This window comes from Providencia sp. PROV201 (assembly GCF_028479545.1).
Lineage (GTDB): Bacteria > Pseudomonadota > Gammaproteobacteria > Enterobacterales > Enterobacteriaceae > Providencia > Providencia huaxiensis.
This window is the reverse complement of sequence record NZ_JAMPNW010000005.1, coordinates 76,187-88,272: the sequence shown is the minus strand read 5'-3', so window position 1 is coordinate 88,272 and position 12,086 is coordinate 76,187. Positions and strand designations below refer to the sequence as shown.

Sequence of the window (12,086 nt, the reverse complement as noted above, 5' to 3'; positions counted from 1 at the left end):
AATAATTAACCGACACTAATTATTCACGTGATTTATTTATCCATTTAAATAAATTGTATTTCAGTTATATTGATAACAATTATGTAACACAGAAAGTTGATAATAATATGAGTGAGCAAACCACAAACCCTAACAACCCAAGCCCGTCAAAGCCAATAAACAAAACGGGGAAAACGGTCTTTAGTATCCTAACTGCCATCAGTGTCTCTCATTTACTTAATGACATGATCCAGTCACTGATCTTAGCCATTTATCCTTTATTACAATCTGATTTTTCATTAAGTTTTGCCCAAATTGGGATGATCACCCTCACTTATCAGATTACTGCATCATTACTGCAACCTATTATCGGCTATTATACCGATAAACACCCGCAGCCATATTCTCTGCCAATAGGTATGAGCTTCACGTTAACGGGATTAATATTGCTAGCAATGGCTGAAACCTTCCCGACTATATTACTGGCCGCGGCACTCGTTGGAACGGGCTCTTCCGTATTCCACCCTGAGTCTTCACGTGTTGCACGTATGGCATCAGGGGGACGTCATGGCCTCGCACAATCCTTTTTCCAAGTGGGTGGCAACTTAGGGGCCTCCCTTGGGCCATTACTTGCAGCGCTGATTATTGAACCTTATGGCAAAGGCAATATTGGCTGGTTCTCACTGGCTGCCCTACTTGCAATTGTTATTTTGCTGCAAGTCAGCAGTTGGTATAAACACCAACATCGTGCCGCAAGTAAAAAACCGATCGGCGCGGGAAATGTAAAAGTCTTACCACGTAAAGTCATTGTTGGCTCTTTAGCTGTACTATTAGTCCTGATTTTCTCCAAATACTTCTATTTGGCCAGTATCAGCAGCTATTACACCTTTTATCTGATCGATAAATTCGGTGTTTCAGTGCAAAATGCGCAAATTCATTTGTTTGTTTTCTTATTTGCCGTTGCCGCTGGCACAATGATTGGCGGGCCAATAGGTGACAAAATAGGGCGTAAATACGTTATTTGGTTCTCAATCCTTGGTGTTGCGCCATTTACTTTAATTTTACCCTACGCATCCCTCTATTGGACTGGGGTACTTACCGTCATTATTGGTTTGATTTTAGCCTCCGCATTTTCAGCTATTTTAGTCTACGCACAAGAGCTGATCCCCGGTAAAACCGGCATGGTATCAGGATTGTTCTTTGGGCTGGCCTTCGGTATGGGGGGCGTTGGTGCAGCAGTTTTAGGTCATATCGCAGACCAAACCAGTATTGAACAAGTTTATCATTATTGCGCTTTCTTACCATTACTTGGGATTTTTACAGTATTACTGCCAAATATTGGTAACAAATAGTTTTATTTTCTTATTTTACCCATACTTACCTAAAAATAAGTATGGGTCTTTCCTTCCTCAATCCAAACAAATTCCAGATAAAAATCTCACAAACATAGCGCTTGTAACGATTTAGCACCTTTAAGCTGTCTTTTTTTTAAAAACATTTCATTTTTTTAAGGAAATTTATCTCAAAAAAAGTTAGAATATAAAAACATGCAAATTGCATTTTAAAATGAAGGCCTCATTTTAAAAGTCAACGGCATGTACCCACCTTTCTATTTTTATATTCACCAGAGGAGACTAAATGGAGCATTCAACGCCCTTAATCACAACCATTGTTGGTGGTCTCGCCCTTGCATATTTGTTAGGTATGATCGCGCAGCGATTAAAAATTTCCCCTTTAGTTGGCTACCTTGCAGCCGGTGTTCTCGCAGGCCCATTTACCCCCGGTTTTGTTGCTGATGCAGCACTGGCACCTGAACTTGCTGAAATCGGTGTTATCTTACTGATGTTTGGGGTAGGCCTACATTTTTCATTAAAAGATTTACTTGCTGTTAAAGCTATCGCCATTCCCGGAGCCATTGCACAAATCGCAGTAGCCACCTTATTGGGTCTTGGCCTCTCTATGCTATTTGGTTGGGGAATATTTACAGGCGTTGTATTTGGCCTGTGTTTATCCACTGCCAGTACCGTCGTATTACTACGGGCCTTAGAAGAACGTCAATTGATTGAAAGCCAGCGTGGGCAAATTGCTATAGGCTGGCTGATCGTTGAAGACTTAGCCATGGTCTTAACACTTGTTCTACTGCCTGCCGCAGCCGCTATTATGAACACGGATGACGCAAGTTTCAGTGAGCTTGCATTAGGCCTTGCATGGACAATTGGTAAAGTAGTTCTATTCATATTCATTATGATTGTCGTGGGTCGTAAAGTGATCCCATGGATTTTATCACGTACCGCATCAACAGGTTCTCGTGAACTATTTACCCTTGCTGTTCTCGCACTTGCATTAGGTATTGCCTATGCCGCTGTGGCGATTTTCGATGCTTCATTTGCCCTCGGTGCGTTCTTCGCAGGGATGGTATTAAATGAGTCTGAGCTCAGCCATCGCGCCGCACAAGACACTCTGCCATTACGTGACGCCTTTGCTGTTCTGTTCTTTGTCTCGGTTGGGATGCTATTCGACCCAGTCGTGTTAATTGAACAACCTTTAGGGATTTTAGGGGTTCTGGCCATTATCATTATTGGTAAATCTGCAGCGGCCTTGGTTCTTGTCAGGATGTTTGGGCACTCACGGCGAACAGCGCTAACCATTTCCGTCAGTTTGGCGCAAATCGGTGAGTTTGCCTTTATCTTAGCAGGCATGGGCTTGACCCTTGGCGTGATGGATAAAGACGCACAAAACTTGGTATTAGCAGGCGCAATTGTCTCTATTATGCTGAACCCTGTGTTATTTAGCTTATTAGATAAGTACCTTGAGAAAACCGAGACTATCGAAGAGCAACTGCTAGAAGAGACTCTGGAAGAAGAAACTCAAGTTCCTGTCGATATCTGCGGCCACGCAATCATCGTCGGTTACGGCCGAGTCGGTGGCATGCTTGCAGACAAACTGCGTAGAAGGGAGATTCCGGTTGTTGTTGTTGAAGATACCCGCGCTCGGTTTGAAGAACTTGCTGAAAATGGCTTTAGCGCAATTTTAGGCAATGGCGCAAATAAAGATATCATTAGTCTTGCACGTATTGAATGCGCCAAAACATTGCTTTTAACCATTCCGAATGGTTATGAAGCAGGGGAGATTGTCGCAACAGCAAAAGAAATGAACCCAGATATCACTGTGATTGTTCGTGCCCATTATGATGATGAAGTCAGCTTTATCAAAGAACGAGGGGCTGAGCATATTATTATTGGTGAACATGAAATTGCTAAATCTATGGCGACACTCATGTGCAATGATGTGGAAGAGTTCGGTTGCTCTATTGATGATTTTATTGATAACGACAATAGAAAAGTCGAAGGCAAAAACTTAGATGAATATCTAAAACCTAGCCACTAAACGCCGCCCTATCTTTAAAGCCGTAGCCTTTGGGTTACGGCTTTTTTGTGCACAAAAAAACCCATGACGATAAAACGTCATGGATCATCAAGATAGCGATAAATAAACGTTATTCTGCCATTTGTTCTTTGAACTCATCCCCTGTCCAAACCGGCAACCCTTGGTCTTTAAAAAATTGAATTTCCGCTGCAACACCACCGCTCTTCTCCCACCCCGGTAATGTCAGCACAATTAACCCATCACAACGCTTTAGAAATTCCATATCAATAGAAGACCAAGCGACTTTTTGTCCTTGTGAGGCAAGGTACTGGTTAATAGGATGGGTCATCGTGATTTGGCTATAAGTTGCTATACCTTTAAGCGCAAGCTCTGCCGCGAATTTAGTGCACTCTTGGAAGCGCATTTCCACAACATTGCTATCGGGGTCTGAATAAGGGCAAGCAATAAAATAGAGGCTCATAATAATTCCTAGTATTGGCGTTAATCAAATTTTAGGTAAAGTAACCCTATGAAAAATAATTAAATATATTTCATAGGGAGTGTTTATAATTGAATGATAAAAATTAAAGCTTATTCAACATCCGCAACAATAATCTTCGTTTTAGGGTGTTTTTTATTTTCAGGTAATTTAAACTCTTTGCTGGTTGTCACCAAATAGTCAATGTTTTCCCAACTTGTCACAAAATTAATCGCATGCTTATTGGCCTTTGTGCCATCCGCTAATACCATTAATTTATCGCTATTTTCCATCATCTTTTGCGCAATCGCAGCTTCATCGACGTGCTGGTCCATCACACCATGCAGCGCGTGTATCGCCCCTGCGCCAATCACTGCGTAATCAGCAAAAAATTCAGCAATATTTTTTAGTGCAATCGCACCTAAGCATGCATTTTGCGCTGCATTAAATTGCCCACCAATCAAAATTGTTTCGATGGTTGAGTTTTCTTGTAACGTATTTGCCAATAAAGGCGAATTCGTAATGACGGTTAAATTATCAATCAACTTAATTCTTTGGCTAAATTCAAAGGTGGTTGTGCCAAAATCAATAAACAATGTGTCTCCAGGTTTTATCAGCTCAGCCGCTTTTGCTGCAATCGCTTTTTTCTCATCAACCGCGGCTTGTGCTCTTTCCGTAAAATTACGCTCAAATTTTGACTGGATATTAACGGCTCCACCATGGACTTTTTTCAGTAACTTTTGAGTTTCAAGTTTACTAAGGTCACGACGGATAGTTTCTTGCGCGACATTAAAATGTTTTGCAAGCTCCTGTACGTAAACCTGCCCTTGAGTAGAAAGCAGCTCAATGATGGTTTGATGACGTACTTTTGAGGAACGTCCCTCACACATAGTTTAATCCTTCTTAACCATTTAACTTTCCAGCACTATACAACAGTGATACTAATTTCAGTAGCGTCCCGTTGTATTTTTGTTAAATCAATATTTTTCAGTAAAATACGTCGTGTTGGTAAACAGCGATGGCGTTTTTCATATAACAGGGTATTTCCTGCCATAACTCGAATAGTTCCGCTCACAGGTTGTTCAACTTTGATATTAAAATCAATTTGTCGCACTGATAAATTATCAATATCAATACATGCAGGAACACTAAAACAAATTTTCGAGTCAAACTGCACAGGAATATGTTGGGTTTCTTTCAATTGTTGTTGATGATGATTCGCTAATAAATCGTCTGCTATCCGCCCTCCTGTCACTAAACCTTCTTGATAGCATTGGTCACCCATATCGGCCGGATGCAACATATTGCCCGCAGCATAATAACTAGCATCTGAGCAACGCCCATATTGGTCTGTTACCGGTTTTCCTGTCGCCGCATCAAACCCCAAATGGCTTTTACGGATTAAGGTGTTTTCACCAACAAATTGTCCCGTAAAAATGACCGAATCACACATAATTTTGTGGCTTTTACCTTTGGTTTCAATAACCACATATTCCACGCGATCTAATCCACCAATTTCAGTAATTTTACTATTCAAATAAACGGGGGTTCCCATCGCTTTGGCAAATAAAGTCGCGGGTTTAAACGCTAAAATCCGTTCGCCACTTTCAATCATCGCTTGGGCTTTAACACCTGCATTTTTTAGTGTCCATAATGCAGAAAAACTCACTAATTCACTGCCTACTATCACTGGATTGCGGCAAGGCTTCTTACCATTTAGATAAACAAATTGCTGTAATGCCCCGGCTGTTAATACCCCTTGAGGGCGCAAGCCTGAAACTAAGCGCGGGTGTCTAGGTGTTTCTCTGACCCCAGTCGCTATCAGAACCCGCTTAGCTTGCATTTCAACAAGGCCTTCTGGTGTTGAAACTGTTAATTTTCCATTAGGCTGCAGTGCCGTTACCGTACTACGGGTGAAAATTGGTGTATTTCCCAGTTGATTAACAATTTTTTCTGCAAATTGATTGCCTTTCATCGGGCGCTTGAATGCGAGTATGCCAAAAGTTGGGTGTTGGCAATGACGCGGAACGCCTCCTGCCTGCGCTTCACGTTCAATAATGGCGATATTTTGAATACCGCGACGACGCAAAGCCTGTGCAGCAGCAACACCAGTAGGGCCCGAGCCAATGATAATCACATCATAATTTAAACTCATTTTACGGCCTCCACTGCCAGTGTGTGGTCGAAACGACCATTAATGATTTCAGCCACCTGGCTACTACAATAAAACCCATTACAGCGCCCCATCATCACTCGCGTTCTGCGGCGTAAAGCGCCCAAACATTCGGGAGGAATATCCGAATCAAATGCGGCCTCAATCTCCCGCTGAGTCACTAATTCACAATGGCAAACAATACCGCCATTGCTTTTGCATTGGTAATCCCGCTGATGATATTCAGAAATCATTGGCATGGTTGGCCAAATTAGTGCTTCTGGCGGTGATAATTCAAAAAGTGGTGTGAAGTTTTCTTGATACAATTTACCAAGATAGCTTGCCACCCCTAAAGCCGAAGTTAAGCCTGTTGAACGAATTCCCCCCGCACATATCCACTGTTTTTCAGGATAATCATTAATACGGTAATACTTTTCTTCTGTGGCAGGACGTAACCCCGCATAGGTTGCGGTCACACTGTAATTGTGCAATGAAGGTAACATACGTGAACCTTGGGCAATTAAGTCCTCAAGGACTTCTTGTTTTACTTCTGCCTTCCAACGGTCATCTTGTTCCTCCGCTGTTGGGCCAAGTAAGAGGTTGCCAAAGATGGTTTTTGATAGCAAAACACCTTTTGTGATAGCCGTTGGCACTGGCAAGATAATCGCATTGATATCTGCTGCTGCGGCTTTATCATAAACGAGGAACTGTCCTTTACGTGGTTTTATTTGGAACGGTGATGGGTGGCAAATTGATTCAACAATGTCCCCGTTGATCCCTGCGCAGTTAATGACTAAACGGGCAGAAAACTCACCTTTTGATGTGGTTAAACGCCATATTCCATCATTGAGTGCTCCACCGCTTACCTCACAATGAAAACGGTATTCAGCCCCATGTTTCACAGCTTGTGTTAAATACGAAAGTGGTGTACTCCATGGGTCGATAACCGCCTCACCTGGCACAGAAACGGCCGCAAGTGCGCCTTGTGCTAAATGTGGTTCTCTACGATAGAGTTCTTCTTTATCAATAATTGTCACATCTAATACATTATTAGTGTGCGCTTGCTCAACTATCGCAGGTAATTTACTGAGTTGCTCATCATTCCATGCAACCACTAATGCTCCTGTTTCAAGAAGAGGTAAATTCATTTTTTCTCTGATTTCAATGAATTCACGATACCCTTCTTGCATGCACTCAAGTTCTAGACTCCCTGGTGTGGCGTCAAAACCTGTATGTAATAGCGCACTATTTGCCTTACTTGCTCCCGAAAGAATGTCACCTCCACGTTCGAGTAACAACGTGTTGGCACCCATCAGTGTGAATTTGCGTGTCACTGCACAGCCAATGACACCACCGCCGATGACAATGACATCCCAAATCTTTTTATTATTAATTTCCATGGCTGAGATCCTTAACTTAAAACTTGCACACATAAAACCACATAATTCCCACAATCACAATAATTAAAACAACACAAAGCACAACAACAACCAAAAACTTACTCACATTGTTACTTTATTGTGAGTTTTGTCACATTAGTGAAACTTGCTGTGAGTTTTTTGTGGATTTTATTTCCGATTAAACGATAGTAAGCAAAAAAACAGACCTATTTACAACATTTATAACACTGGGAATACTGTGATGCTCAATCAACGTTATGCGGCTATCGATCAGGGAACAACGGGAACCCGGGTCGTTGTCTTTGAAGAAGGCGGCCATTACCACTCCCCTATGAGCATTCCTCATAAGCAAATCACATTGAATAGTGGTTGGGTTGAACACGACCCAGAGGAAATACTGGCAAACATCATTAAGTGCTTACACAGCTGTGAAGTTGTTGATGCTATTGGGCTTTGTCACCAAGGTGAAAGTATTGTGGCATGGGATGCGGACAGCAAGCGTCCTTTATACAATGCCATTGTCTGGCAAGACTTGCGGACAGAGAAAACCATCTCAATGCTCAAAGAGGCAGGGTTAGAGCCACTGGTGCAATCTAAGTCGGGATTACCTCTCGACCCGTATTTTTCCGCCAGCAAAATGGGGTGGATAATTGAAAATGTCGTCGGAGCAAAAACATTAGCGGATAAAAATAAACTACGTATCGGTACGATGGATGCTTTTTTTCTCGACCGTTTATGTGGCGTATTCGTCACCGACTATAACTCAGCATCTCGAACGTCATTACTCAACATTCATACATTAGAATGGGACCAAGAACTGTGTGACATTTTTGGTGTTCCCATCCACTGCTTACCACCAATTAAAGATAACATCGGTGATTTTGGTGCAGTAAATCTCGATGGGCATCTCACACCAGTCACAGCCATTATTGTTGACCAATTTGCTGGCACATTTGGCCATGGCTGTCGTGAAAAAGGTGATGCAAAAATTACCTTCGGTACAGGCGCTTTTTTGCAAGCATTGACTGGTACAGATATACCACAAACTCATGACAGCGGTTTACTACCCACACTCTGCTGGAAGTTCCCCAATCAACCCCCTGTATTTGGCTTAGATGGTGGCGTGTACAACGCAGCGTCTGCCATCAATTGGGCTCGCAAAATCGGTTTATTTGACTCATTCGATGAGCTTGGTGATTTCAGGGCTGAATCTGCGATTAAACGTGGTCTCGCCTTTGTCCCAGCGTTATCTGGTTTAGGCTGCCCATACTGGGATCGCAGTGCTGCGGGTCTCTGGGCGGGGCTTTCATTAGATACTGACAAAAAAGATATGATGCAGTCTGTTTTGGAAGGCATCGCAGCGCGCTCCGCTGAAGTTATTTTTGCAATGGAAAAAATTTCACCGTTAGGCCAATCAATCTCAGTCGATGGAGGGCTTTCTTCAAATCAATATTTTAAACAATTTTTAGCGAATTTATTACAGAAAGACATTGAAGCACCAGCAAACCGTGAAGTCACCGCACTAGGCGCAGCCTTGCTGGCTCGCAAAGGCATCGGTATCACTCACGAAATGGCGGTAAGACGCAACGCTACTGTGACACATCCTGATGGAACGAACATGCAAGGTGTGATGGAACAATATCGCGACATCATTGCCCGTTCTCGCCAATTAAGACACTAAAATAATAAAAGGAAACCCTACCATGGCTGAATTCGGAAATTACATTATTTACTTGATCATGTGCGGAGCCATCATTGGCGCAGTCGCATCCATTGTCAGACCCACCAGCGATCTTGGAAAAGAGTTTGTTAACGGGATCTTTTCTATTGGTCCCGTGTTTCTTGCCCAAGCGGGGATCATGGCTGCAGTTCCACTACTCTCACAGTTAATCTCTTACATTCTTGGGCCTGTCTTTTCCTCTGTTGGATCAGACGTTTCCATTGCGGCCTTATCGATTATTGCAGTTGACATGGGCGGTTACCAACTAGCCGATGCACTGACGACGAATCGAGACATGTGGATCACCGCAATGTTGATCGGTTATACCTCTGGGGCCACTATTGTTTACCTGATCCCAGTAGGGTTAACAATGCTAAATCGCAAAGATCATAAATACCTTGCGCTTGGTGCAATGGCTGGGTTGATCTCAATACCATTTGGCGTACTCGCTTCACTGCTATTAATTACGTTCAATAATATTCCTGTCAGGGATATTATCTCTACGAACTCACCGGCAGCACATCAATTAACCTTAGATTTCTTTACCATGTTGCAATACTTGATGCCGCTGTTTGTATTCTGTTTTTTATTAGCTGCTGGGCTAAAATATCGCCCAATGTTAATGGTAACGGGTTTCCTGATTTTCGGTAAAATCATGGATGCATTCGTCAAATTAGTCTTAGCATTTTCAATCGTTGAACACTTTACCGGGGTATTCACTAAAGTTTTCGGGGCATGGGGCTTCGACCCACTGTTTGCGGACCAAAATGAGTTATTCCGCGCCATCGAGATTGCGGGCTATATCGGTATTATGTTAGCGGGTACATTCCCAATTTGTTATTTATTCCAACGCTACTGTAAACCTTTAGTACGTGCATTAAGTAACCGTTTAAAACTGAGTGATACCGGGTCTTTGGGTTTTATTATGGTTATGGCAAACATTATTGCAACTTATCATTTATTCAAAGAAATGCGAGCTAGAGACAAAGTACTCTGCGTTGCATTTGGTGTTTGTGCGCAAGCCACCATCGGTGACCACCTTGCGTTCACGGCCAATTTCCAACCCACGCTTGTTTTACCTATTCTGCTTGGTAAGTTGGTTGGTGGCTTCTTAGCGGTATTTATTGCGATTAAAATATCAGTGCCACAAGCAATGCGCTATGAAGCTGAAGATATAAAAGCGGCTGAAATAGCCAAAGAAGAAAGTGAACTCGCTGTTGCGAAGCAACATTAATTAACATTAACCATATTTATATATTTAAATATACAACTCGCTGCATGCTAAATATGAATACTCATAAAGTAGTATGCAGCTTTTATTTATTGGTCTGAAATTAATTCAAACTCTCATCAATTATTAACATTGCACTCACTATATGGTTATTTATATTAGTCATCATTAACCATTACATTATTTATAGATACATAATTTGAATGTAAATAATTACTTCAATTAATAAAATTTAGTGACAACAATTCATCAAAATAATTGTTCAAAAATAAAGGCACCTCAATAACAATTATATTGAAGTGCCTTAAAATCGATATCATTAATTAAAATGAGAATTATTTCGCTTTAACGTTCCCAATAAGATTCTTCTAAGCTATCTTCTTTTTCAGGTAAGCCACGAGTCAAGCGAGGCGAATGCTGAGTTAATACTTGATAACTTACACGATTAGCATATTTACACACTTGGGCTAAAGATGAATAAGTTAAGTATTGGCGCTCATGTTTACTGGAATTAGGCACATTAGAGCGATGGTAAGAATTGGCAGTAATATCGTGAAGTAATGCAGATAAAGCCCCGTCTCCCGCCCCATTCGTGTTCATGATTTTCTCAGGCCCGCCCATGTATGGCTCAATATGTGAGAAAATTCGTAATGGAACTTGGCAATCTTGCTGACGCATTGCTCGGCTAAACTCGTATAAGTTAAATTCTGCAATCGCCCCCGGCAATAGTGGGTGCTGCGTCGTACGTTTATAAGCGTCTTCCGTATAGCCAGCCATATACAAGCCTGACGGGCCCGCTGTGCATAAAACTAAATCGACCCAGTCTAATGCCATATTAGAGGCAAGTAATGGGTCACTCAGCCCTGTCAGCTCCTGTGCTTCATCTTCATTCATTGCAACTACTGAAATATGTTCCGCTAAGAAATCACGCCAGAACTGAGGGTCTTGAGCGATGACAAATTTAGTTCCAAGCGTCAACACAACGGGAACATTATGCTTTTTCGCATACGCAATAGCCTGCATAGTCGCATCCGGCATAGTTTCTCCGGGTTTGCAGCGGACTAAATAAGCCGTTAAAACCAGCGCGGAAGCCCCCGCAATGATATCTTCGGGAATGCTATTTGGGTGCAAGCGGTTCATATGGCCTGGACTGATAGCAAAAGTTCGCTCGCCATTTTCAGTAACTAAGGTAAAACAACGCCCAATAGGGCCATCCACACCTTGTAGAAAATTTAAATCCATACGGCTTGAGGTGTGGCATAAATAGCGATAGGCATAGCTACCAATTTGGATGTTATTACACATTGTGCCCAATAACACAGATCTGTCATCGGCTAATACTGAATAATTGTGCAGTGTATTGCCAATTGTCCCACCCGCAAACTCATGAGTAATCAATGCATTATCTGTAAGTTCTTTATATAAAGCTTCAGCGGCATCATCTTCAATAACCAATGAATGTCCCTTACTCAACTGGTAGCGCTGAATGAAATCGTCATCCACTTTCGCTTCAATATCGACTAGTGTTTGATCGATACCAACGATATAGGACTTACAATTCTCATCATCCGCCAATGTTTCTTTTAAAGGCTGTAATAAAGGATCTCTGAGGCTAACAGGAAAATAGTGTTTTGACTTGCGTTGACCGGGGAATTTCATAATTAGAAGATTAACAATGGAACATCGCCCTATTCTAGCACGATAAAGTAAAGCCAGCACCTGCAAAGAAGGCACTGGCTCCATTGTTTGTCATTTGGAAG

The 12,086-nt window shown here is 42.1% G+C and carries 9 protein-coding genes; 4 read left to right on the top strand and 5 right to left on the bottom strand.

The window, feature by feature from the left end; translation table 11 throughout:
- The first annotated feature begins 107 nt into the window (after positions 1–107).
- Positions 108–1,331: an MFS transporter gene (locus PR809_RS05935; protein WP_102139384.1), complete on the top strand. Its 1,224-nt coding sequence runs from the start codon at positions 108–110 to the stop codon at positions 1,329–1,331.
- A gap of 286 nt (positions 1,332–1,617) precedes the next feature.
- Positions 1,618–3,366, top strand: a complete 1,749-nt coding sequence (gene ybaL, locus PR809_RS05930; RefSeq protein WP_102139385.1) for a YbaL family putative K(+) efflux transporter — start codon at positions 1,618–1,620, stop codon at positions 3,364–3,366.
- A 109-nt stretch (positions 3,367–3,475) separates the two neighbouring features.
- Here the strand turns inward: ybaL and PR809_RS05925 are convergent, their stop codons facing one another.
- The 4 genes from PR809_RS05925 to PR809_RS05910 form a co-directional block, all read right to left on the bottom strand.
- Complete coding sequence (locus tag PR809_RS05925; RefSeq protein WP_102139386.1) at positions 3,476–3,826, bottom strand: DUF1937 family protein; 351 nt, start codon at positions 3,824–3,826, stop codon at positions 3,476–3,478.
- 110 nt (positions 3,827–3,936) lie between these two features.
- Positions 3,937–4,713 carry a DeoR/GlpR family DNA-binding transcription regulator gene (locus tag PR809_RS05920; RefSeq protein ID WP_102139387.1) on the bottom strand — a complete coding sequence of 259 codons (777 nt, stop codon included), beginning with the start codon at positions 4,711–4,713 and terminating at the stop codon, positions 3,937–3,939.
- 35 nt (positions 4,714–4,748) lie between these two features.
- Positions 4,749–5,978, bottom strand: coding sequence for an NAD(P)/FAD-dependent oxidoreductase (locus PR809_RS05915; protein ID WP_102139388.1), 1,230 nt, complete (start codon positions 5,976–5,978; stop codon positions 4,749–4,751).
- Complete coding sequence (locus PR809_RS05910; RefSeq protein WP_166265683.1) at positions 5,975–7,375, bottom strand: NAD(P)/FAD-dependent oxidoreductase; 1,401 nt, start codon at positions 7,373–7,375, stop codon at positions 5,975–5,977. The genes PR809_RS05915 and PR809_RS05910 overlap by 4 nt, the downstream gene beginning before the upstream one ends.
- Before the next feature lie 241 nt (positions 7,376–7,616).
- Between PR809_RS05910 and PR809_RS05905 the strand changes: the two genes are divergently transcribed.
- Together PR809_RS05905 and eutH are read left to right on the top strand one after the other, a co-directional pair.
- Complete coding sequence (locus PR809_RS05905) at positions 7,617–9,056, top strand: FGGY family carbohydrate kinase (RefSeq protein WP_102139390.1); 1,440 nt, start codon at positions 7,617–7,619, stop codon at positions 9,054–9,056.
- Between the two features lie 22 nt (positions 9,057–9,078).
- Positions 9,079–10,329: an ethanolamine utilization protein EutH gene (eutH, locus tag PR809_RS05900; protein ID WP_102139391.1), complete on the top strand. Its 1,251-nt coding sequence runs from the start codon at positions 9,079–9,081 to the stop codon at positions 10,327–10,329.
- Between the two features lie 342 nt (positions 10,330–10,671).
- On the opposite strand, the gene PR809_RS05895 is transcribed toward eutH, so the two are convergent.
- Positions 10,672–11,985: an inosine/guanosine kinase gene (locus PR809_RS05895; protein WP_102139442.1), complete on the bottom strand. Its 1,314-nt coding sequence runs from the start codon at positions 11,983–11,985 to the stop codon at positions 10,672–10,674.
- Between the last annotated feature and the right edge of the window lie 101 nt (positions 11,986–12,086).

Bases quoted from the DNA above. Each gene is read 5' to 3' on its own strand.
- ybaL (WP_102139385.1), top strand. From the start codon at position 1,618: ATGGAGCATTCAACGCCCTTAATCACAACCATTGTTGGTGGTCTCGCC.
- PR809_RS05910 (WP_166265683.1), bottom strand. From the start codon at position 7,375: ATGGAAATTAATAATAAAAAGATTTGGGATGTCATTGTCATCGGCGGT.
- eutH (WP_102139391.1), top strand. From the start codon at position 9,079: ATGGCTGAATTCGGAAATTACATTATTTACTTGATCATGTGCGGAGCC.
- PR809_RS05915 (WP_102139388.1), bottom strand. From the start codon at position 5,978: ATGAGTTTAAATTATGATGTGATTATCATTGGCTCGGGCCCTACTGGT.
- PR809_RS05925 (WP_102139386.1), bottom strand. From the start codon at position 3,826: ATGAGCCTCTATTTTATTGCTTGCCCTTATTCAGACCCCGATAGCAAT.
- PR809_RS05920 (WP_102139387.1), bottom strand. From the start codon at position 4,713: ATGTGTGAGGGACGTTCCTCAAAAGTACGTCATCAAACCATCATTGAG.
- PR809_RS05895 (WP_102139442.1), bottom strand. From the start codon at position 11,985: ATGAAATTCCCCGGTCAACGCAAGTCAAAACACTATTTTCCTGTTAGC.
- PR809_RS05935 (WP_102139384.1), top strand. From the start codon at position 108: ATGAGTGAGCAAACCACAAACCCTAACAACCCAAGCCCGTCAAAGCCA.
- PR809_RS05905 (WP_102139390.1), top strand. From the start codon at position 7,617: ATGCTCAATCAACGTTATGCGGCTATCGATCAGGGAACAACGGGAACC.